Here is a 21,692-nt window from a genome sequence, read left to right on the forward strand (position 1 = left end):
TATGATTTCGCACCTGGCCTTGCCAAGGGGAGACACGCGATGGCATTCAAGCACCCCCAGCCCTCTCTTTCGTCTCGCCGCAGTGCGCTGCAGCACATCGGCCTTGGCGGCCTCGCGGCGGCCTTGCTGCCCGAACTGGCCCTGGCGCAGGATGCCTGGCCAACCAAGCCGGTCACGCTGGTGGTGGGCTATCCGCCGGGCGGGCAGACCGATTTCGCGGGCCGCGTGCTCACCGCCGTGATGCAGGAGAGCCTCAAGCAAAGCGTGGTCATCGACAACAAGCCGGGCGTGAACGGCAACATCGCCACCGACTACATCGCCAAGTCGGCGCCCGACGGCTACCGCCTGCTGGTGGGCAACGGCAGCAACATGGTGCTGAACCCGCACACCTACCGCAACACGCCGGTGGCCGATCCGCTCAAGCTCACGCCGATCGGACTGCTGCTCACGTCCGGCTTGCTGCTGGTGGTGCCGTCCTCGCTGCCGGTCAAGACAGTCGAGGAATTCATCGCCTGGGTGAAGCAGCAGGACAAGGAAGGCAAGATCGTCGACTACGCCTCGGGCGGTCCCGGCAGTCTGGTGCAGACCACCATGGAGCTGTTCCGCGAGCGCATCGGCAAGCCCAGGATGAGCCACGTGCCGTACAAGGGCAGCGGTCCGGCCATGACCGACCTGGTGGCCGGCCGCATTCCGTGCATGTTCGATGCGGCCTCGGTGGTGGCGCCCTTCATCAAGTCGGGACAGCTCAGGCCGCTGATGGCCACCGGTCCCAAGCGCATCCCGGCCTTCCCCGACGTCCCCACAGCCACCGAGCGCGGCATCAAGGACTTCCAGGTGATTTCCTTCATCGGCATGTCGGGCCGGCCGGCCTCAGCCCGGAGATCGTCCGCAAGGTGAACACGGCCACCAATGCCGCACTGAAAGACCCGAAGGTGCAAAAGACCATCGCCGACCGCGGGGACGAGCCCGGCGGCGGCACGCCCGAGCAGTTGGGCGCGATGACGCGCGAGAACTACAAGCTGCTGGGCGATGTGGTGAAGAACAACGACATTCGCGCCGAGTAGCGGCCGCATGCTTGCCATGCCCGGGCCCCGGAATGGGCCGGTGGCACGCCTCGTGCATGATTGCGGTGCATGAGCTTTTCCGAAGAAAAACAACTCGATGAACGCGACGGCCGCTACCTGCGCAAGGCCATCGTCTGGTCACACGCGGCCCGCCGGCGCGGCAACCGGCCCTTCGGCGCGGTGATCGTGTCCGAATCGGGCGAGATCCTGGCCGAAGCCTATTGCAACAGCGGCGAGACGGGCGACTGCACCGGCCATGCCGAGATCAATGCGGTGCGCATGCTGGGTGCGCGCCAGATCCCGCGCGACGAACTGGCCCGGGCCACGCTCTATTCCTCGGCCGAGCCCTGCGTGATGTGCGCGGGCGCCATCTTCTGGTCGGCCATCGGCCGCGTGGTGTACGGGGTCGATGCGCCCCGGCTGCGGGTCTTTCGCGGCGACCATGCCGACCAGCGCGATGCGCAGCTGTCGTGCCGGGAGGTGTTCGGCGCCTCGCCGCATGCCATCGAATGCATCGGGCCGGCGCTGGTCGACGAAGCCCTGGCCGCGCACATTGGCGCGTGGAAAGAATGAGCCGTTGCATCCATGCCCTGGCACGCCCGGCTTGACCTGAACTACCAGCGCGACGAACCGCGCGCGCGCAGCATCGCCCGCTTCAGCCACGACGGCCCGCTGCGCATCCTGCAAAGCCTCTACCCCGAAGGCGATGCCGTCTGCCACAACGTGCTCATCCATCCGCCGGGCGGGCTGGTGGGTGGCGACACGCTGCAGATCGACGTGCGCGCCGCGCGCGGCAGCCACGGCCTGATCACCACGCCGGGCGCCAGCCGCTTCTACCGCAGCGAAGGCGAGCGCGCGGTGCAGCGCACCCGGCTCGTGCTGGAAGGCGGCACGCGGCTCGAATGGCTGCCGCTGGAGGCCATCTGCTACAGCGCCTGCCGGGCCGAGAACCACCTGCGCATCGAGCCCGCGCCGGGCGCCGAACTCATCGGCTGGGACGTGGTGGCGCTGGGCCTGCCCAATGCCAGCCAACCCTTCGAGCACGGCAGCCTGCTGCAGCACATCGAAGTGCCCGGCGTGTGGCTGGAGCGCGGGCGCATCGACGCGGCGGACACGCGCCTCATGAACAGTCCGCTGGGCCTGGCGGGCCAGCGCTGCCTGGCGTCGCTGTTCTTCGTGGCGGGCTCACCCATCGACCGCGGCCGGCGCGAAGCCGCGCTGGAGGCGGCACGCGGCATCGTCGGGGCCAGCGGCCTTCGCGCCAGCGCCGGCGTGACCAGCCCGCACGCCGAAATCATCGTGCTGCGCGTGCTCGCTCCGGTGGTGGAGCCGGCGATGCAACTGCTGCGGCAGGTCTGGAGCGCCTGGCGCGCCACGCTCTGGCAGATGGAAGCCAAGGCGCCGCGCATCTGGGCGATGTAGCCAACGGTAGCCGCACCGCCCTTGGGGGCGAATGCATTCGGACACAGCTTCTGGACGAAGCCCCTGACAAAATCATTGCAAGACCTGCCGGGCGCCACCCGGCTGCTTGCCATGGACACCACGGCCTCCAGAAACCACGATATGGATGCAATGACCGAGCGCGCGACCTTTGCCGCCGTGCTGGTCACCCTGGTGCGCCAGCGCTGCGCGGAAGCGGGCACGCCCCGCACCTCGCGCACCGGCCTGCAGATGCGCGTTCCGGTCCACGAGCGCCCGGCGGTGCGACGCGGCTTCGACGCACTCATCGACCACGGCATCCTGGCCATGAGCGGCGAGGACATCGGCCTGACCACGCAAGGGCGGGTGTTCTCGGCCTATTGCCGGCGCATGCGCGGCGAAAGGCTGCACGGCGCAGACGATGCGCGCGAGCCCGAGCTGCTGCAGCGCCAGCTGGCGGCCATCCAGGCCGACACGCGCTTCGACGCCGACCAGAGCCTCGACGACGTCCGCTCGCTGCCCGGCCGGCTGGAAGGGCCGCAGCGCGCGCGGCGTCAACGCGGGCCCATCGTCTGGATCGTGCTCGCACTCATCATCGCCATCGTGGGGGTGCTGCTGCTGGCGCGCCCGCCCACCTGAATTCCCGCAGCAGGCCTACACTGGCCGCCCAACCAGCGAACGGGAGCGGCAGATGCAGGACAACACCTCGCTGTGCGAAGCCTTGCAGCAGATGGCGATCTTCGGCGGCGTCGACGACAACGCGCTGCACTTCCTGCTGGCGCGCTCGCGCACCGGCGAATACGCCGCTGGCAGCCACATCACCCGCGAAGGAGAAACCGGCACCGGCCTGTTCGTACTGCTGAACGGGCGAGTCGCCGTGCAGCGCCGCTGGGACGACCACGAGGTGCTGCTGCGCGAGTTGGACGCGGGCGAATGCTTCGGCGAGATGGCCCTGCTGGATCTGGGCAAGCGCAGCGCCTCCGTGCTGGCGCTGCAGGACTGCCGGGTGCTCGAGATGGAAACCGGCCTGCTGCACGACTTCTTCGAGCATGACACGCGGCAGTTCGCGCTGATGCAGATGAACATCGCGCGCGAGCTCAGCCGGCGCCTTCGCGCCACCTTCAACTCGCTGTTTCGCGCCGCCACCACGTCCGAGCGCGAACTGATCGAGCGCCTGCTGCGGCAGCAAGGCTGATGCGCTGTCTACAAACGACTCGGCCGGCCCGGCGTCCCGTCCGACAGGGTTCGCGTGGCGTGCGGCCTAGACTTTTCCGGCATGCGAAGACGGACCTTTCTCGGTGCGGCCGGCGCCGGCGGTGCCATTGCCGGGTCCGGCTTCGCGGGCGTGGCAACAACGCTTGCGGCAGCGGCTGATCGGGCCGACGGCCCGCAGGCGCTGGTGGGAGAAGCGCAGCCCTTCGACTACGCCTGGCTCAAGGGGGCTGCCAGCAACCTGGCATCGCGGCCCTACGAGCCGCATGGGCGCCCGCTGCCGCCGGATGTGGCGGCGCTCGACTGGGACCAGTACCAGGCCATCCGCTTCAAGCCCGACCATGCCCTGTGGAACGACAAGGCATTGCAGTTTCGCGTGAGCCTCTTTCACCTGGGCCTGTACTACAAGCGGCCGGTGCGGATGTTCGAGGTAGCCGGCGGCCAGGCACGCCAGCTGGCCTACGACCCCGGCATGTTCGACTATGGCAAGAGCGGTCTGAACGGCGCCAGGCAGCCGCGGGACCTCGGCTTTGCGGGCTTTCGGCTGCATTCCCGGCGCGACGGCTTCAAGAGCGACGTGGCGGCCTTCCTGGGCGCGAGCTACTTTCGCGCGGTGGGTCGCGAAGGGCAGTACGGCCTGTCGGCCCGCGGCCTGGCGGTGGACACGGCGCTCGGGCGCGAGGAAGAATTTCCCGACTTCACCGACTTCTATTTCGAGCAGCCCGACCCGCACTCCTCCACGCTGGTGGTGCACGCGCTGCTCGACTCGCCGAGCGTGGCCGGCGCCTACCGGATGGCCATCACGCCGGGCGAGCCGCTGGTGATGGACGTGGACGCGGCGCTCTATCCGCGCAAGCGCATCGAGCGGCTGGGCATCGCCCCATGCACGAGCATGTACCTGGCCGGAGAGAACGACCGCCGCATGGCCAACGACTGGCGCCCGGAAATCCACGATTCGGACGGCCTGGCCATGAACAGCGGATCCGGCGAATGGATCTGGCGCCCGCTGACCAACCCGGTCAACCTCAGCTTCAATTCGTTTGCCGATCGCGACCCCAAGGGCTTCGGCCTGCTGCAGCGCGACCGCGACTTCGACCACTACCAGGACGACGGCGTGTTCTACGACAAGCGCCCTTCGCTGTGGGTGGAGCCCAAGGCCGACTGGGGCGAAGGCGCCGTGTCGCTGGTGCAGATTCCCACCGTGGACGAAACGCTGGACAACATCGTCGCCTTCTGGAGCCCCGCGCAGAAGCTGGAACCGGGCAAGGAGGCGCTGTTCGGCTATCGCCTCTACTGGGGGTCCAGGCCGCCGGTGCAGTCCACGCTCGCGACCTGCGTCGCCACCCGCACCGGCGTGGGCGGCGTGGTGGGCAAGAAGCGCGCGCACTACGCCTGGCGCTTCGCGGTCGATTTCGCGGGCGGTCCGCTGGCCACGCTCGACTGGCGCACCGCCAAGGTCGAGCCGCGCATCAGCTTGAGCAGCGGACGCGCCGAGATCGTTTCGGCCCGGCCGCTGGCGGCGCTCAAGGGTGCGCGCGTGATGTTCGACGTGGTGCCGTCCGAGGCGCTCGACCCCATCACCATCCGCCTGTATCTGAAGACGGGCCAGCGCAGCCTGAGCGAAACCTGGCTCTACGAATGGACGCCGCCCGCGCTGGACGCGCGCAAGGTCTGATGCCGACGTGACGACGGGCCACGACATCCCCGCGCGGCTGGACCGCCTGCCCTGGTCGCGCTGGCACTGGCGCGTGGTGACGGCGCTCGGCGTGGCCTGGGTGCTCGACGGGCTGGAGGTGACGCTGGTCGGCTCGCTGGGCGGCGTGCTGGAGCGCGGCGACACGCTGGCGCTGAGCGCCACCGAGGTCGGCGCCAGCGCATCGCTCTATGTGGGCGGCGCGGTCCTGGGGGCCCTGCTCTTCGGCCGGCTGGCCGACCGGCTGGGGCGCAAGCGTCTGTTCCTGCTCACCCTGGCGCTGTATGCCTGCGCTACCTTTGCCACGGCCTTTGCCACCGACTTCCTGTTCTTCGCGCTGTGCCGCTTCGCCACCGGCCTTGGCATCGGCGGCGAATACGCGGCCATCAACTCCGCCATCGACGAGCTGATTCCCGCGCGCGTGCGCGGGCGCGTCAACCTGGCGATCAACGGCAGCTTCTGGCTGGGGGCAGCATTGGGCGCGGGTCTGAGCCTGCTGTTGCTGGACGAGCGCGTGCTGGGCCCGCAATGGGGCTGGCGCGTGTGCTTCGGACTCGGTGCGGTGCTGGCCGTGGCAATCCTGCTGGTGCGCCGCGACGTGCCGGAAAGCCCGCGCTGGCTGGCGCTGCACGGCCGGCCCGATGAAGCGGAGCGCATCATTGCGCAGATCGAGGAACAGGTGCGGCGCGAATGCGGCCCCTTGTCGGAGTGCGCGGTTCCCGCGGCGGCCGCTTCTCGCAGAACCGGCCGCTCGCCGTCCATGCGCGAGGTGCTGCATGTGCTGCTGCGCCTCTACCCCCAGCGAAGCGGCGTGGTGCTGGCGCTGATGATCTCGCAGGCTTTTTTCTACAACGCCATCTTCTTCACCTACGCGCTGGTGCTCACACGCTTTCATGGCGTGGCGGATTCGAAGGTGGCGCTCTACATCTTTCCCTTTGCGCTGGGCAATGTGCTGGGGCCGCTGCTCTTGGGGCCGCTGTTCGACAACGTGGGGCGGCGGCGCATGATCGCCCTCACCTACGTGCTGTCGGGCATCGGCCTGGGGGCCACCGGCTGGGCCTTCATGCAAGGCTGGCTCGACGCGCGCAGCCAGGCGCTGTGCTGGTCGGTGGTGTTCTTCCTGGCCTCGGCCGCGGCCAGCTCGGCCTACCTCACGGTGAGCGAAGTCTTTCCGCTGCAGATGCGGGCGCTGGCCATCGCCATCTTCTATGCGGTGGGCACGGGCATCGGTGGGTTCGTGGCGCCGTGGCTGTTCGGCGCGCTGATCGAGACCGGCAGCAAGGGCGCAGTGGCCGTGGGCTACGCGATCGGCGCCGTGCTGGTCATCGGCGCCGGGCTGCTGGCGCTGCGCTTTGCGGTGGATGCGGAGCGCAAGCCGCTGGAGGAGATTGCGCCGCCGTTGACCGAAAACTGAGTGGCGGACGGTCCTTTGTCGCGGCTCATATGGGCTGCGCTTCCGCCAACACCTGGTCGCGAAACTTCGCCGGCAAGGCCCCGGGCGTGAGCACGTCAACCGATACGCCCAGCAACTGGGCCAGTTCGTGGCGAATCGCGCCGATATCGAAAAGCGTGGTCTCCGACGTGGGTTCGACAAGAATGTCCAGGTCGCTGCCGTCGGTGTCCTGCTTGCGGAGCACCGAGCCGAAGACACGTGCATTGCAGGCGCGATGCGCGGCCACCACGCGGCGGATCGCGGCGCGGTTGGACCTGAGTGCTTCGGATGGCTTCAAGTGGAACTCCAACGAGTAGGCCCTATGGTAGCCAATACGGGCGTGTCGTTGCGCCCGTTCAACAAGCCGCCACGCGCACCCGCCGCCCCTCGGCCCGCGCGCTGGCCAGCGCCCAGCCGAACACCCCCAGGCCGGCCAGCGACAGCAGCGCCCCCACCCAGCCGGTGGAGGTCCACCCCAGCCCCGCACCGATGGCCACGCCGCCCAGCCACGCGCCCAGTGCATTGGCCATGTTGAAGGCCGAGTGGTTCAGCGCCGCGGCCAGGGCCTGCGCGTCGCCGGCCACATCCATCAGGCGGATCTGCAGCGCCGGGCCGATGGCGACCAGCGTGCCGACGAGGAAGATGTTGAACGAGGCGGCCACCGCGTTGTGGGCCGAGAAGGTGAATGCCGCCAGCACCACCGCCGACCAGGCCAGCACGCCGCCGATGGTCTTCATCAGCGAACGGTCGGCCAGGCGCGAGCCCACCAGGTTGCCGGTGACCATGCCCAGGCCAAACAGCGCCAGCACGAAGGGCACGTAGGGCAGCGGCATGCCCGACACCTCGATCAGCGTCGGCTTCACATAGCTGAACACCGCGAACATGCCGCCGAAACCGATGGCCGCGATGCCCAGGGTGAACCAGACCTGCTTGCGGGCCAGCGCGCCCAGTTCGCGCCAGGGGCTGGCGCCGGCAGCCGGGGCCATGTCGGGCACGTCGCGCCGGATCATCACCATGGCGACGAGCGCGATCACGCCCACGAAAACGAAGGCGGCGCGCCAGCCCCAGTGCTGCCCCAGCCAGGCGGCGATGGGCACGCCCACCAGCGTGGCACCGGTGAGCCCCAGCATCACCAGCCCCACCGCGCGGGCGCGACGCCCCGGCGGCGCGAGCGCCGCCGCCACCAGTGCGGCCAGGCCGAAGTAGGTGCCGTGCGGCAGGCCGGTGGCAAAGCGCAGCAGGTTGAGCGAGAGGTAGCCCGGCGCCATGGCACTGGCGAAGTTGCCGACGGCGAACATCGCCATCAGGGCCACCAGCAGCACGCGCCGGCGCCAGCCGGCGGTGAGCACCGCCAGCACCGGCGCACCGACCACCACGCCCAGCGCATAGGCGCTGATCACGTGGCCGGCCTGCGGAATGGTGGTGCCGATGTCGCGCGCCACCTCGGGCAGCAGGCCCATGATGACGAATTCGCCGGTGCCGATGGCGAAGCCGCCAATGCCCAGCGCCAGCACGGCGCGCAGGAAGGCGGTGGAGGAAACGGCGGGCGCCGCGTCGTCGTTGGAAGGCGCGCTCGGTGAGGCGTTCAAGGCCGGGCTCCAGGGGGATTTCTCTTCGAAAGCCCGGCGCTGCCGGGCAGGCAAGGATGAATTCTAGGGTTAACCCTATATCCTTGCTTGAAGGGCCCCTCAGATGGCCACGAGCTGCCGCACCCCTTGGGCTTCCATGTCCTTGCCCAGCCCGCGCGCGATGACCTCGCCGCGCTCCATCACCAGGTAGTCGTCGGCCAGTTCCTGCGCGAAGTCGTAGTACTGCTCGCACAGGATGATGGCCATGTCGCCCCGGTCGGCCAGCATGCGGATCACGCGGCCGATGTCCTTGATGATGCTCGGCTGGATGCCTTCGGTGGGCTCGTCCAGGATCAGCAGCTTGGGCCGGGGCGCCAGGGCGCGGGCAATGGCCAGTTGCTGCTGCTGCCCGCCGGACAGGTCGCCGCCGCGCCGGTTGATCATCTGCCTGAGCACCGGAAACAGCTCGAACAGTTCCGCCGGAATGGGCGTGCCCGCGCTCTTGTAGGCCAGGCCCATGCGCAGGTTCTCTTCCACCGTCAGGCGCGAAAAAATCTCGCGGCCCTGCGGCACGAAGCCGATGCCGGCGCGGGCGCGCTCGTAGGGCGTGGCCTTGTGGATGGGCTTGCCGTCCAGCTCGATGCTGCCGCTCTTGATCGGCACCAGGCCCATCAGCGATTTCAGCAGCGTGGTCTTGCCCACGCCGTTGCGGCCCAGGAGGACCGTGACCTTGCCCAGCCGGGCCTCAAGGCTCACATCGCGCAGGATGTGCGAGCCGCCGTAGTACTGGTGGATGTTCTTGACGCTCAGCATTTCTTATCGTCCCAGGTACACCTCGATCACGCGTTCATCGGCCTGCACTTCGTCCAGCGTGCCCTGCGCCAGCACCGAGCCGTCGCACAGCACGGTGACGATGTCCGAGATGGTCTTGATGAAGCTCATGTCGTGCTCCACCACCATCAGCGAATGCTGGCCCTTGAGCGAGAGGAACAGTTCGGCCGTGCGCGCAGTTTCCTCGTCGGTCATGCCGGCCACGGGTTCGTCCAGCAGCAGCAGCTTGGGGTCCTGCATGAGCAGCATGCCGATCTCCAGCCACTGCTTCTGGCCGTGGCTGAGGTTGCCCGCCATGCGCGAGACGCTTGCCGCCAGGTGGATGGTCTCCAGCACCTCGGCCAGGCGGTCGCTCTGCGCCGAGTCGAGCTTGAAGCGCATCGACGCCTTCACGCCCTTGTCGGTCTTCAGCGCCAGCTCCAGGTTCTCGAACACGCTAAGGTGCTCGAACACGGTCGGCTTCTGGAACTTGCGGCCGATGCCCAGCTGGGCGATCTCCGCTTCCTTGTGGCGCAGCAGGTCGATGGTGCTGCCGAAGAACACCGTGCCCTCGTCGGGCCGCGTCTTGCCGGTGATGATGTCCATCATCGTGGTCTTGCCCGCGCCGTTGGGGCCGATGATGCAGCGCAGCTCGCCCGGCGCGATGTCCAGGCTCAGCTTGTTGATGGCCTTGAAGCCGTCGAAGCTCACGCTCACGTCTTCCAGGTACAGGATGCGGCCGTGCGCCACGTCCACCTCGCCGGGTTCGACCACGCGGCCGAAGCCCGCGGTGCGGCCGCCGGACTCGGTGTGCAGCGGGTCGTGCGGGTGCAGGTGGCGGGCGATGCGCTCGGCGCCGGCGTCCATCAGGTCGGGCGTCATGCGCGGGCTCCCTTCGGGTCTGCGGAAAGCGGTGCGAGTGCGCCGGTGTCGGCGCCCTCTTCTGCCGCGACGGCGCGGCGCAGCGGACGGACGGCATCCGCAGGCGCAGCGGGCGCGGAAGAAGCAGCACGCAGGGCCGCCTCTTCGCCGCTGCGGCGCGAGGTCAGCTTGCGGATCAGGCCGACGATGCCGTCAGGCAGGAACAGCGTCACCGCGATGAACAGCGCACCCAAAAAGTACAGCCAGAACTCCGGATATGCCACCGTCAGCCAGCTCTTGGCGCCGTTGACGATGAAGGCGCCGGCAATCGGCCCCACCAGCGTGGCGCGCCCGCCCACCGCCGTCCAGATGGCGATCTCGATGGAGGCCGCCGCGCTCATCTCGCTCGGGTTGATGATGCCCACCTGCGGCACGTACAGCGCCCCGGCCACGCCGCACATCATGGCCGAGATGACCCAGATGGTGAGCTTGTAGGGCAGCGGGTTGTAACCCGAGAACATCACGCGCGACTCGGCGTCGCGGATGGCCTGCAGCACGCGGCCGAACTTGCTGCCGATGAGCCACTTGGCGAACAGGAAGAAGGCCAGCAGCGTGAGGCCGGTGAGCGCGAACAGCGTCATGCGCATTTCCTGCGTGGCGATCGGAATGCCCAGGATGCGCTTGAAGTCGGTGAAGCCGTTGTTGCCGCCGAAGCCCGTCTCGTTGCGGAAGAACAGCAGCATGGCCGCGAAGGTCATGGCCTGCGTGATGATGGAGAAGTACACCCCCTTGATGCGCGAGCGGAAGGCGAAGAAGCCGAACACGAAGGCCAGCAGCCCCGGCACCGCGACGATGAGGACGAGCGTGGCCACGAAGCTGTCCGACAGCGCCCAGTGCCAGGGCAGTTCCTTCCAATCCAGGAACACCATGAAGTCCGGCAGGTCGCTCTTGTAGTTGCCGTCGCGGCCGATCTGGCGCATGAGGTACATGCCCATCATGTAGCCGCCCAGCGCGAAGAAGAGGCCGTGGCCCAGCGAGAGGATGCCGGTGTAGCCCCAGATCAGGTCCATGGCCAGCGCACAGATGGCGTAGCACATGATCTTGCCCACCAGCGCCACGGCGTAGTCGCTCATGTGGAAGGCGCTGCCCGCGGGCACCCACAGGTTGAGCACCGGTGCCACCGCGCACACCGCGATCAGCGCCACGAAGAAGGCCGTCCAGCCCTTGCCGCTCAAGAGCGGTCCTTTTGTCGGGAGTACGACCTTGCTCATGCCTCTGCGCTCCGGCCCTTGACTGCGAAGATGCCCTGCGGCCGCTTCTGGATGAAGATGATGATGAAGACCAGCACCGCGATCTTCGCGAGCACGGCGCCGGCCCAGCCTTCGATGAACTTGTTCAGGATGCCCAGGCCCAACGCCGCATACACGGTGCCGGCCAGCTGGCCCACGCCGCCCATCACCACCACCATGAACGAGTCGACGATGTAGCTCTGGCCCAGGTCGGGACCCACATTGCCGATCTGCGAGAGCGCGCAGCCCGCCAGGCCCGCGATGCCCGAACCCAGCGCGAAGGCGTAGGTGTCGATGCGCGCCGTGTTCACGCCCATGCACGAGGCGATCGGCCGGTTCTGCGTCACGCCGCGCACGAACAGGCCCAGGCGCGTGCGGCCGATGAGCCAGCCCATGGCCAGCAGCACCAGACCAGCGAAGATGATGATGCAGATGCGGTTCCAGGGCAGCGTCACGTTGCTCAAGAGCTGCAGGCCGCCGCTCATCCACGCCGGGTTCTCCACGCCCACGTTCTGCGCGCCGAAGAGGGAGCGCACCAGCTGCTGCAGCATCAGGCTGATGCCCCAGGTGGCCAGCAGCGTCTCCAGCGGCCGGCCATACAGGAAGCGGATCACGCCGCGCTCGAGAATGGCGCCCACCAGCGCCGAAGCGCAGAAGGCCACCGGAATGGCCGCCACCAGGTACCAGTCGAACAGCGACGCGGGCAGGAACTTCTGGAAGACGCCCTGCACGGCGAAGGTGGCGTAGGCGCCGATCATCATCAGCTCGCCGTGCGCCATGTTGATCACGCCCATCAGCCCGTAGGTGATGGCCAGGCCCAGGGCCGCCAGCAGCAGCACCGAGCCCAGGCTCACGCCGCTGAACACGGCATTGAGCCGGTCGCCCCACACCAGCGAGGCGTCGATGTTCTGCACCGCGAGCTGGATGGCGGCCTTGACCTCGGCATCGGTCTCGTCGGCCAGGCGCTGGTTGAGCAGCAGCTTGGTCTCGGGGTTGCGGTTGCTGCCCAGGTCCTTGGCGGCGGCCAGGCGCCTGGCCTTGTCGCTGCTGCCCAGCAGGCCCGCGGCGCGCACCAGTTCGAGCTGCGCCTTGATCTTGGGGTTGGTCTCGGCGGCCAGCGCCTTGTCGACCAGCGGCACGCGCGATTCGTCGGGCTCCTTGAACAGGGCCTGCGCGGCGGCGGCGCGCACCGCGTCGTCCTGGCTCGACAGCTGCAGCGCGGCCTGCGCCGCATCGAGCGCACCGCGCATGAGGTTGTTGTTGACCACATCCTCGGCGTCTTCGGGCAGCTTGAGTGCTGCGCCGCTCACCGGATCGAAGGCCTTGTCGTCCTTCATGACGAAGACCTGCTCGTCCTTGAACTTGACGGCGTCGTCCTGCAGCGCCTGGATGAAGGCGGCCGTCTTGTCGTCGGCCTGCGCCACGGCCTTGTTGAGGGCCGCAACGCGCTCCTCGGTGTCGCCGGTGGCAATGGCCAGCGCCTCGTCGCGGGTCAGCGCGTGCGCGGCCAGTGCCGTAAGCAGAGTGGCGGCGAATGCGCCATGGAGGATTCGTCGAAGCATCTTTGAGAGAAGTTGGCATCACGCCCTCCCCCTCTGGGGGAGGGTTGGGGTGGGGGCACCGCAGCGTCCCAGAACGAGTGCAGCAGCGACATCGAGCGCCGCCTGCCCCCACCCCTGCCCTCCCCCAGCGGGGGAGGGAGAAAGGCAGCAGTTACATCGACTTGCCGGCGGGGTAGTCGGGCTTCTTGTCGTTGCCTTCGATGTACGGGCTCCAGGGCTTGGCCTTGACCGGCTCCTTGGTCTTCCACACCACGTTGAACTGGCCGTCGGCCTTGATCTCGCCGATGAACACGCTCTTGTGCAGGTGGTGGTTCTTCTCGTCCATCTTGGAGACGATGCCCGAGGGCGCCTTGAAGGTCTGGCCGGCCATGGCGGCGATCACCTTGTCGGTGTCGGTGCTCTTGGCCTTCTCCACGGCCTGCTTCCACATGTTGATGCCGATGTAGGTGGCTTCCATCGGGTCGTTGGTCAGCGGCTTGTCCTTGTGGCCGGGGATGTTCTTGGCCTTGGCATAGTCGCTCCACTTCTTGATGAACTCGGTGTTGGTCGGGTTCTTGATGCTCATGAAGTAGTTCCAGGCGGCCAGGTGACCCACCAGCGGCTTGGTGTCCACGCCGCGCAACTCTTCCTCGCCCACCGAGAAGGCGACCACCGGCACGTCCTTGGCCTTGAGGCCCGCGTTGCCCAGCTCCTTGTAGAAGGGCACGTTGGAGTCGCCGTTGATGGTGGACACCACCGCGGTCTTGCCACCGGCCGAGAACTTCTTGATGTCGGCCACGATGGTCTGGTAGTCGCTGTGGCCGAAGGGGGTGTACTTCTCGTCGATGTCCTTGTCGGCCACGCCCTTGCTCTTGAGGTAGGCGCGCAGGATCTTGTTGGTGGTGCGCGGATAGACGTAGTCGGTGCCCAGCAGCACCCAGCGCTTGGCGCCGCCGCCTTCCTTGCTCATCAGGTAGTCCACCGCCGGAATGGCCTGCTGGTTGGGCGCGGCGCCGGTGTAGAACACGTTCTTGGAGAGTTCCTCGCCCTCGTACTGCACGGGGTAGAACAGGAGGCCGTTCATCTCCTCGACCACCGGCAGCACCGACTTGCGGCTCACCGAGGTCCAGCAGCCGAAGATGACGGACACCTTGTCTTGGCCCAGCAGCTGCTTGGTCTTCTCGGCGAACAGCGGCCAGTTGGAGGCCGGGTCCACCACCACGGGCTCGAGCTTCTTGCCCAGCACGCCGCCCTTGGCGTTGATCTCGTCGATGGCCATGAGCACGGTGTCCTTGAGCACCGTCTCCGAAATCGCCATGGTGCCCGACAGCGAGTGCAGCACGCCGACCTTGATGGTGTCCTGCGCGTGGGCGCTGATGCCCGCCGAGGCCAGCAGGGCCGCGGCGGAAAGTGCCTTGAGGGTGAAGCGGCGTTGTTGCAGATGCATGAGTCTTCTCCGGTTGTGTGTATGAATCGGTGACTCAAGTCTGGGTCTGCACCTCTTTGGCGCAAATACGCCCGGTGGCGTACAAGCCCCTCAATCGATGAATCGGCAAAAACCCAAGCGGGAAACACCGCGGAACTGGCTCTGCCAGGCCGCAGGTGTTGCCCCCTCGAGGGGGTACTCGGCTACACGGAGTGAGCCGATACGGGGGTGGGCTTGTTCTCGCGAAAGGCGCGCTGCGCAAAGGCCCAGATCATGCGCGTGGCATCCGGCCCGCGCGGATCGGAAAAAGGCTGGCTGCCCAGGCCGCCGCTCCAGGCGTGGCCCAGCCCTTCGATCTCGCACACCAGCACCTGCGTGCGGCCGGCACGGCGGAACTCGGTCAGCCGCGCCGGATAGCGCTGCCCGCGCTGCAGCACCCGCGAGGTGCCCGGCCGCGCGCCGGTGGCGGTGGCCCACACGTCGGCCAGGCTCTGCGCATTGGCGATGGACACCACATCGTCGGCATCGCCATGCAGCACCATCAGCGGCGGCAAGGTGGTGAAGAGCGCGGCGGCGCCCATGGCCTTGCCCACGGCGGTGGCCAGCACCGGTGGCATGTGCTTGCCGCGCATGGCACTGAGGGCTGTAGTAGCCGACTTGGCGGCGCCCGGCGCCACGCCCGAATGCGCTGCCACGGCCTGGAAGCGCAAGGGATGGCGCGTGGCCAGCAGCGCCGCCATGCTGGCACCGGCCGACAGGCCCGCCAGCGCCACGCGGTCGCGGTCCACCGGGTACAGCATGGCAACCTGGTCGAACGCCGCCATGATGGTGGTGGCCTCGGCGTCGGCCTTGCCCGAGCGCCGCTCGAACCAGTTCCAGCAGCCGTGCGCATTGGCCAGCCGGTCCTGGTCCACATAGAGGACGAAAAAGCGCTCGCGCGCGGCCAGCCGGTTCATTCGCGTGCTCACGGCCAGGTCGCGCCCGGTCTGGGCGCAGCCGTGCAGCATGACCATGAGCGGCAGCTTCTCGCCGGGCGCGAGCTGAAGCGCCGGCGGCCGGTACAGGTGATAGCGCCGCGCCCCTGCGGGGCCCAGCGCCACGCCCGGCAGCCAGTCGCCCGGGCCAGGCGGCGGCCGGTTGATCTGCGCAGCAGCGCGCTTGACCTGGCCCGCGAGCTTGCGGCCGCCCGCCAGCGTGGCCCGCGTCATGGCCTTGAAGTTGCGCTCGTAGGCCTTGGCCAGAACGGAAGCGGGCGAAGTGGATGATCGGCGGCGGGCCATGAAGTGCGTCGGTACCTGTCAGTGCACCTTAGCAGCTTCTGCGCCGGCCACGGCGCCCGCCCTCCTGCGCTGTCTGTGTTCGAATCAATAGACCTCGGGCACCATCATCTCGGCCGGCACCGGATGGCGCAGGTAGTCGGCGTTGCGCACGCGCGCCGGCAGGGCGACGGGCGGGTGCTCGACTTCGTGATACGGCATCTGCTGCAGCAGGTGGTGGATGCAGTTCAGCCGCGCCTTCTTCTTGTCCACCGCCTGCACCACCCACCAGGGCGCCTCGGGGATGTGGGTGCGGTCGAGCATGGTTTCCTTGGCCTTGGTGTACTCCTCCCACAGGCGCCGGCTTTCCAGGTCCATGGGGCTGAGCTTCCATTGCTTGAGCGGATCGTGGATGCGCCCGAGAAAGCGCATGTGCTGCTCGTCGTCGGTGATGGAGAACCAGTACTTGATGAGCCGGATGCCCGAGCGCACCAGCATGCGCTCGAATTCGGGCACGCTGCGGAAGAACTCCTCGTACTCCTCCGGCGTGCAAAAGCCCATGACCTTCTCCACGCCGGCGCGGTTGTACCAGCTGCGGTCGAACAGCACCATTTCGCCCGCGGCCGGCAGGTGCGCCACGTAGCGCTGGAAGTACCACTGCGTGCGCTCGCGGTCGTTGGGCGCCGGCAGCGCGGCCACGCGCACCACGCGCGGGTTCAGGCGCTGGGTGATGCGCTTGATGACGCCACCCTTGCCGGCCGCGTCGCGCCCTTCGAAGAGGATGACGACGCGCTGGCCGGTGTTCTGCACCCAGTCCTGCAGCTTGACCAGCTCGCCCTGCAGGCGGAACAGCTCGCGGAAGTACAGGCGCCGGGCTTCCTTGTTGTCGGCGCCGCGCACCGCGCCAGCCTCGTCGATCTCGCGGTCCTCGAGCTCGAGCTCGATCTCCTCGTCATAGCTGTCGACCAGGTCGCGGGCGAGGCGCTCCATCAAGTCGCGCTCGCCGCCGTTGAGGGAACTGGGCAGGGTCATGGCCATCTCTGTGCGTTGGAGGGAAACACGCCATCATGGGCCGAACGCATGACCCTGGGGTGACAGGGCTCTAGCCGCAGCGCGCCCCGTTCATCTTCCCCTGCGCATCCACCTGGATCAAGAGCCGCAGCGGATCGGCCGGCGAAGGCGTCTCGCCCGCCTTGACCGTGACGGCCGAGCGCGCACCCGTGCGGTCGCGCGCCTCGTCCAGCAGGGCCGGCGTCACGACCTGCCCCAACGCAAATCGCGACTCACCCGCATTGCACCGGAAGGCGTCCACCACCTGCGGCGGGGGCGGCACGTCGGGCCCCAGCGGGCGAGGACCGGAAGGCGCCTGGCAGGCTGCCAGCAGAATCGGCAGCAGCGCGGGAAGGAGCAGCCGCCGCCTCGGGCGCCTACTCGACAAAAGCAGATGATGCATGCGCATGAGGCTTCCTCCTTGATGTGGGCGCAAGCCTAACGCGCCCACCAGTTCTCGTCGAACCGCCCCTGCAAAAACGCAACGAAACTCGACACCTTGCCCGGCACCAGCTTGGGCGAGGGGAACACCGCGTGGATCTCCTGCTCGGCCAGGCCGTGGTCGGCCAGCACCTCGACCACCGTGCCGGCCTTGATCGATTCCTCGGCCACATAGCGCGGCATCAGCGCCACGCCCAGCCCCGCGCGCGCCGCGGCCAGCACGGCTGACACGTTGTTGGAGCGCAGCCGCCCCGTCACCGGCACCGTCACCGCCTCGCCCTTGGGCGTGTGCATCTGCCACACGTCGTCGCCCACCACGCTGCTGTAGATCAGCGCCACGTGGCCGCTCAGCTCCTGCGCCCGGCGCGGCGTGCCGTGCTTCCTGAGGTAGGACGGCGCGGCCACGATCATCCACGGGTTGCGGCCCAGGAAGCGCGCACCCAGCGACGAATCGGCCAGCTTGCCCATGCGCACCGCCACGTCGATGCCCTGCGCCACCAGGTCCACATAGCGGTCCTCGAAGCTCAGGTCCACCTGCACCTGCGGGTTGAGGGCCATGTATTCCAGCGCCAGCGGCACGATCACCCGCCGGCCGAAGGCCACCGAGGTGCCGATGCGCAGCATGCCCTGCGCCTGCGACTGGCGCAGCCGCACGATGCTTTCCGCGTCCTGCGCGTCGCGCACGATGCTCTTGCACTTGTCGTAGTACAGCGCGCCGGCCTCGGTCAGGCTCACGCCGCGCGTGTTGCGGTTGAGCAGGCGCGCCTTCAGGCGCGTCTCGGTGGCGGCCACCTGCTTGGTGACGGTGGGCTGGGTGGTGTTGAACTCGCGCGCGGCCTTGGAAAAGCTGCCGGTCTCCACCACCCGCACGAACATTTCCATGGCAAGTAGTCGATCCATGCGCCGATGCTAGGCGCATTCATTCCAGTTTGGAATAGCTTTTATGGCCCTGCGGCGTCTTCTGCCGGCAAGCCCCCCTCCCTAAAGTCGCATCAACCCAAATCAGAGGCACTCAAGGAGATATCCATGGCAAAGATGACCGCAGCCCAGGCAGCCGTCCTGGTGATGGAAAAGGAAGGCGTCACCCAGGCATTCGGCGTGCCCGGCGCCGCCATCAACCCGCTGTATTCCGCCCTGCGCAAGCAGGCCAGCATCGCGCACATCCTGGCGCGCCACGTGGAAGGTGCCTCGCACATGGCCGAGGGCTACACCCGCGCCAAGGCCGGCAACATCGGCGTGTGCATCGGCACCTCCGGCCCGGCCGGCACCGACATGATCACGGGCCTGTACTCGGCCTGGGCCGATTCGATCCCGATCCTGTGCATCACCGGCCAGGCCCCGCGCGCACGCCTGTACAAGGAAGACTTCCAGGCGGTGGACATCGAGTCCATCTCCAAGCCGGTCACCAAGTGGAGCGTCACCGTGCGCGAACCCGGCCAGGTGCCGCAGGTGTTCCAGCAGGCCTTCCACCTGATGCGCTCGGGCCGCCCGGGCCCGGTGCTGATCGACCTGCCCTTCGACGTGCAGATGGCGCAGATCGAGTTCGACATCGACACCTACCAGCCGCTGCCCGTGTACAAGCCGGCGGCCAACCGCGCCCAGATCGAGAAGGCCATCGCCATGCTGAACGCGGCCGAGCGCCCGCTCATCGTGGCCGGCGGCGGCATCATCAACGCCGACGCGGCCGACCTGCTTGTGCGCTTTGCCGAAGCCACCGGCGTGCCGGTGATCCCCACCCTGATGGGCTGGGGCACCATCCCCGACGACCACCCGCTCATGGCCGGCATGTGCGGCCTGCAGACCAGCCACCGCTACGGCAACGCCACCATGCTCGCCAGCGACTTCGTGCTGGGCATCGGCAACCGCTGGGCCAACCGCCACACCGGCTCGGTCGACGTCTACACCAAGGGCCGCAAGTTCGTGCACGTGGACATCGAGCCCACGCAGATCGGCCGCGTGTTCACGCCCGACTTCGGCATCGTGTCCGACGCCAAGGCCGCGCTGGAGCTGTTCGTCGAAGTGGCCGAGGAACTGAAGGCCAAGGGCAAGCTGCCCAGCCGCAAGGCCTGGGCCGGCGAGTGCCTGGAGCGCAAGAAGACCATGCTGCGCAAGACCAACTTCGACGACGTGCCGATGAAGCCGCAGCGCGTCTACCAGTGCATGAACCGCAACTTCGACCGCGAGACCTGCTATGTGAGCACGATCGGCCTGTCGCAGATCGCCGCGGCGCAGTTCCTGCACGTGTACAACCCGCGCAACTGGATCAACTGCGGCCAGGCCGGCCCGCTGGGCTGGACCATTCCCGCCGCGCTGGGCGTGCGCGCCGCCGACCCCTCGCGCAAGATCGTCGCGCTGTCCGGCGACTACGACTTCCAGTTCATGATCGAGGAGCTGGCCGTGGGCGCGCAGTTCAAGCTGCCCTACATCCACATCGTGGTGAACAACAGCTACCTGGGCCTGATCCGCCAGGCGCAGCGCGGCTTCGAGATGGACTACTGCGTGCAGCTGGGCTTCGAGAACGTCAATGCCGGCCCCGACGCCGGCGTGGAAGCCAGCTACGGCGTGGACCACATGAAGGTGGTCGAGGGCCTGGGCTGCAAGTCCATCCGCGTGACCCGGCAGGAGCAGATGACGCCCGCCATCGCGCAGGCCGAGAAGCTGATGGCCGAGTTCGGCGTGCCCGTGGTCATCGAAGTGATGCTCGAGCGCGTGACCAACATCGCCATGGGTACCGAGATCGACAACGTCACCGAGTTCGAGGAACTGGCCAAGGACGCGTCCGACGCCCCCACCTCGATCGCCGCCGTCGCACTGCTGGACTGATCGCCATGCCCAAGTTTGCTGCCAACCTCACGATGCTCTTCACCGAGCTGCCGTTCATGCAGCGCTTCGAGGCGGCCGCCAAGGCCGGCTTCGAAGCGGTGGAGTACCTGTTCCCCTACCCCTTCACCAAGGAAGAGCTGGTCGCCGCGCTCCAGGCCAACGGCCTGAAGCAGGTGCTGCACAACCTGCCCGCGGGCGACTGGGATGCCGGCGAGCGCGGCATTGCCTGCCACCCCGACCGGGTGGAGGAGTTCCGCGCCGGCGTGGACCGCGCCATCGAATACGCCACCGCCCTGGGCTGCCCTCAGGTCAACTGCCTGGCCGGGAAGCTGCCGGCCGGCGTGAGCGAAGCCGACGCGCGCAAGACGCTGGTGGAGAACCTGCGCTTTGCCGCCAGGAAGCTGCAGGCGGCCAACATCCGCCTGCTGATCGAGCCGATCAACACCTTCGACATCCCCGGCTTCTTCGTCAATCGCACCGACCAGGCGCTGGCCATTCTCGACGAGGTGGATTCGAGCAACCTGTTCGTTCAGTACGACATCTACCACGCGCAGCGCATGGAAGGCGAGCTGGGCAACACGCTCAGCAAGCAGTTCGCGCGCATCGGCCACATCCAGCTGGCCGACAACCCGGGCCGCGGCGAGCCGGGCACGGGCGAAATCAACTACGCCTGGCTGTTCAAGCACATCGACAGCCTGGGCTACGCCGGCTGGATCGGCTGCGAATACAAGCCGCGCGCCACCACGGCCGAAGGCCTGGGCTGGAGACCATAAGCACACCCCCAGGCTTGCCCACTTCGTGTGGCCGCCACCCCCCTTGCAGGGGGCACTCCCTGCGACCCGGCAAAGCCGGTTCCGCGGGAGTCCTGGCACTGAACGAATTCACGATCATTACAAGGAATCTCTCATGACAACTCAACAAAAAATCGGCTTCATCGGCCTGGGCATCATGGGCGCCCCCATGGCCACGCACCTGGCCGACGCCGGCCACACGCTGTTCGTCAACACCATCGGCCCCGTGCCGCAAAGCCTGGAAGGCCGCGCCACCGTGTGCGCCAACGGCACCGAGGTCGCGCAGAAGGCCGACATCACCTTCATCATGGTGCCCGACACGCCCGACGTGGAGAAGGTCCTGTTCGGCGAAGGCGGCGTGGCCGCGGGCCTGTCCAAGGGCAAGATCGTGGTGGACTGCAGCTCCATCGACCCGATCGCCACCAAGGGCTTCGCCAAGCGCATCATCGAGCTGGGCTGCGGCTACATCGACGCACCGGTCTCGGGCGGCGAAGTGGGCGCCAAGGCGGCCAGCCTGACCATCATGTGCGGCGGCGACGAAGGCACCTTCGGCATCGTGCGCCCCCTGCTCGAGAAGATGGGCAAGAACATCACCCTGGTGGGCGGCAACGGCGACGGCCAGACCACCAAGGTGGCCAACCAGATCATCGTGGCGCTGAACATCGCGGCCGTGGGCGAGGCGCTGCTGTTCGCCAGCAAGGCCGGCGCCGATCCGGCCAAGGTGCGCCAGGCGCTGATGGGCGGCTTTGCCTCCAGCCGCATCCTGGAAGTGCACGGCGAGCGCATGATCAAGCGCACCTTCGCCCCGGGCTTCCGCATCGCGCTGCACCAGAAGGACCTGAACCTGGCCCTGCAAGGCGCGCGCAGCCTGGGTGTTGCGCTGCCGCAGACGGCCAATGCCGCGCAGCTGATGAATGCCTGCGCCGCCCTGGGCTACGGCCAGGAAGACCACAGCGCGCTGGTGCGCGCCCTGGAAGCCCTGGCCAACCACCAGGTGGCGCCCGACGCATCCTGAT

General features: G+C 68.0%; 22 protein-coding genes. 11 read left to right on the forward strand and 11 right to left on the reverse strand.

From position 1 onward, the window contains the following. The first annotated feature begins 39 nt into the window (after window positions 1–39). From VSO01S_RS08895 to VSO01S_RS08925, 8 genes are all read left to right on the forward strand, one after another. Window positions 40–897 carry a Bug family tripartite tricarboxylate transporter substrate binding protein gene (locus VSO01S_RS08895; protein WP_308418047.1) on the forward strand — a complete coding sequence of 286 codons (858 nt, stop codon included), beginning with the start codon at window positions 40–42 and terminating at the stop codon, window positions 895–897. Continuing rightward, window positions 894–1,064, forward strand: coding sequence for a hypothetical protein (locus VSO01S_RS28245; protein ID WP_308418048.1), 171 nt, complete (start codon window positions 894–896; stop codon window positions 1,062–1,064). The genes VSO01S_RS08895 and VSO01S_RS28245 overlap by 4 nt, the downstream gene beginning before the upstream one ends. Before the next feature lie 69 nt (window positions 1,065–1,133). Then, the gene (locus VSO01S_RS08900) at window positions 1,134–1,637 is read left to right on the forward strand and encodes a nucleoside deaminase (protein WP_068641493.1); all 504 of its coding nucleotides are present in this window, start codon (window positions 1,134–1,136) and stop codon (window positions 1,635–1,637) included. Between the two features lie 12 nt (window positions 1,638–1,649). Then, complete coding sequence (locus VSO01S_RS08905; RefSeq protein WP_068641494.1) at window positions 1,650–2,486, forward strand: urease accessory protein UreD; 837 nt, start codon at window positions 1,650–1,652, stop codon at window positions 2,484–2,486. A gap of 141 nt (window positions 2,487–2,627) precedes the next feature. Further along, window positions 2,628–3,122 carry a hypothetical protein gene (locus VSO01S_RS27510; protein ID WP_068641496.1) on the forward strand — a complete coding sequence of 165 codons (495 nt, stop codon included), beginning with the start codon at window positions 2,628–2,630 and terminating at the stop codon, window positions 3,120–3,122. Window positions 3,123–3,174: 52 nt separating this feature from the next. Continuing rightward, a complete protein-coding gene (locus tag VSO01S_RS08915; RefSeq protein WP_068641498.1) occupies window positions 3,175–3,678 on the forward strand; it encodes a cyclic nucleotide-binding domain-containing protein in 504 nt (167 codons plus the stop codon). An 81-nt stretch (window positions 3,679–3,759) separates the two neighbouring features. Next, the gene (locus tag VSO01S_RS08920) at window positions 3,760–5,370 is read left to right on the forward strand and encodes an OpgD/OpgG family glucan biosynthesis protein (RefSeq protein WP_068641501.1); all 1,611 of its coding nucleotides are present in this window, start codon (window positions 3,760–3,762) and stop codon (window positions 5,368–5,370) included. A gap of 7 nt (window positions 5,371–5,377) precedes the next feature. Next, the gene (locus tag VSO01S_RS08925; RefSeq protein WP_068641504.1) at window positions 5,378–6,802 is read left to right on the forward strand and encodes an MFS transporter; all 1,425 of its coding nucleotides are present in this window, start codon (window positions 5,378–5,380) and stop codon (window positions 6,800–6,802) included. 25 nt (window positions 6,803–6,827) lie between these two features. Here VSO01S_RS08925 and VSO01S_RS08930 read toward each other — a convergent pair whose 3' ends face one another. The 11 genes from VSO01S_RS08930 to VSO01S_RS08975 form a co-directional block, all read right to left on the reverse strand. Then, window positions 6,828–7,118, reverse strand: coding sequence for a nucleotidyltransferase family protein (locus VSO01S_RS08930; RefSeq protein WP_068641506.1), 291 nt, complete (start codon window positions 7,116–7,118; stop codon window positions 6,828–6,830). Window positions 7,119–7,176: 58 nt separating this feature from the next. Continuing rightward, window positions 7,177–8,409, reverse strand: coding sequence for an MFS transporter (locus VSO01S_RS08935; protein WP_068641508.1), 1,233 nt, complete (start codon window positions 8,407–8,409; stop codon window positions 7,177–7,179). Between the two features lie 99 nt (window positions 8,410–8,508). Further along, a complete protein-coding gene (gene urtE, locus VSO01S_RS08940) occupies window positions 8,509–9,201 on the reverse strand; it encodes an urea ABC transporter ATP-binding subunit UrtE (RefSeq protein ID WP_068641510.1) in 693 nt (230 codons plus the stop codon). Between the two features lie 3 nt (window positions 9,202–9,204). Continuing rightward, window positions 9,205–10,080 carry an urea ABC transporter ATP-binding protein UrtD gene (gene urtD, locus VSO01S_RS08945; protein WP_068641512.1) on the reverse strand — a complete coding sequence of 292 codons (876 nt, stop codon included), beginning with the start codon at window positions 10,078–10,080 and terminating at the stop codon, window positions 9,205–9,207. Continuing rightward, complete coding sequence (gene urtC / locus VSO01S_RS08950) at window positions 10,077–11,330, reverse strand: urea ABC transporter permease subunit UrtC (protein ID WP_068641514.1); 1,254 nt, start codon at window positions 11,328–11,330, stop codon at window positions 10,077–10,079. The genes urtD and urtC overlap by 4 nt, the downstream gene beginning before the upstream one ends. Continuing rightward, window positions 11,327–12,910, reverse strand: a complete 1,584-nt coding sequence (urtB, locus tag VSO01S_RS08955; protein ID WP_068641517.1) for an urea ABC transporter permease subunit UrtB — start codon at window positions 12,908–12,910, stop codon at window positions 11,327–11,329. The genes urtC and urtB overlap by 4 nt, the downstream gene beginning before the upstream one ends. Before the next feature lie 151 nt (window positions 12,911–13,061). Then, window positions 13,062–14,336: an urea ABC transporter substrate-binding protein gene (gene urtA, locus VSO01S_RS08960; protein WP_068641518.1), complete on the reverse strand. Its 1,275-nt coding sequence runs from the start codon at window positions 14,334–14,336 to the stop codon at window positions 13,062–13,064. Window positions 14,337–14,518: 182 nt separating this feature from the next. After that, on the reverse strand, window positions 14,519–15,595 hold the full coding sequence (locus VSO01S_RS08965; protein WP_068641520.1) for an extracellular catalytic domain type 1 short-chain-length polyhydroxyalkanoate depolymerase: 1,077 nt from the start codon (window positions 15,593–15,595) through the stop codon (window positions 14,519–14,521). An 84-nt stretch (window positions 15,596–15,679) separates the two neighbouring features. Then, window positions 15,680–16,603 (reverse strand): polyphosphate kinase 2, encoded by a 924-nt coding sequence (gene ppk2 / locus VSO01S_RS08970; RefSeq protein WP_068641555.1) that lies wholly within the window; start codon window positions 16,601–16,603, stop codon window positions 15,680–15,682. 70 nt (window positions 16,604–16,673) lie between these two features. Continuing rightward, window positions 16,674–17,030, reverse strand: coding sequence for a hypothetical protein (locus VSO01S_RS27075; RefSeq protein ID WP_153305187.1), 357 nt, complete (start codon window positions 17,028–17,030; stop codon window positions 16,674–16,676). Window positions 17,031–17,059: 29 nt separating this feature from the next. Further along, window positions 17,060–17,962, reverse strand: a complete 903-nt coding sequence (locus VSO01S_RS08975; protein ID WP_068641522.1) for a LysR family transcriptional regulator — start codon at window positions 17,960–17,962, stop codon at window positions 17,060–17,062. A 126-nt stretch (window positions 17,963–18,088) separates the two neighbouring features. Between VSO01S_RS08975 and gcl the strand changes: the two genes are divergently transcribed. From gcl to VSO01S_RS08990, 3 genes are all read left to right on the forward strand, one after another. Then, on the forward strand, window positions 18,089–19,885 hold the full coding sequence (gene gcl, locus VSO01S_RS08980; RefSeq protein WP_068641524.1) for a glyoxylate carboligase: 1,797 nt from the start codon (window positions 18,089–18,091) through the stop codon (window positions 19,883–19,885). 5 nt (window positions 19,886–19,890) lie between these two features. Beyond that, on the forward strand, window positions 19,891–20,658 hold the full coding sequence (hyi, locus tag VSO01S_RS08985) for a hydroxypyruvate isomerase (protein WP_068641526.1): 768 nt from the start codon (window positions 19,891–19,893) through the stop codon (window positions 20,656–20,658). Between the two features lie 133 nt (window positions 20,659–20,791). Then, entirely contained in the window at window positions 20,792–21,691 is a 900-nt protein-coding gene (locus VSO01S_RS08990) for a 2-hydroxy-3-oxopropionate reductase (protein ID WP_068641528.1), read from the forward strand. Window position 21,692 lies beyond the last annotated feature (1 nt).

This window comes from Variovorax soli NBRC 106424 (assembly GCF_001591385.1).
Classification (GTDB): domain Bacteria; phylum Pseudomonadota; class Gammaproteobacteria; order Burkholderiales; family Burkholderiaceae_C; genus Variovorax; species Variovorax soli.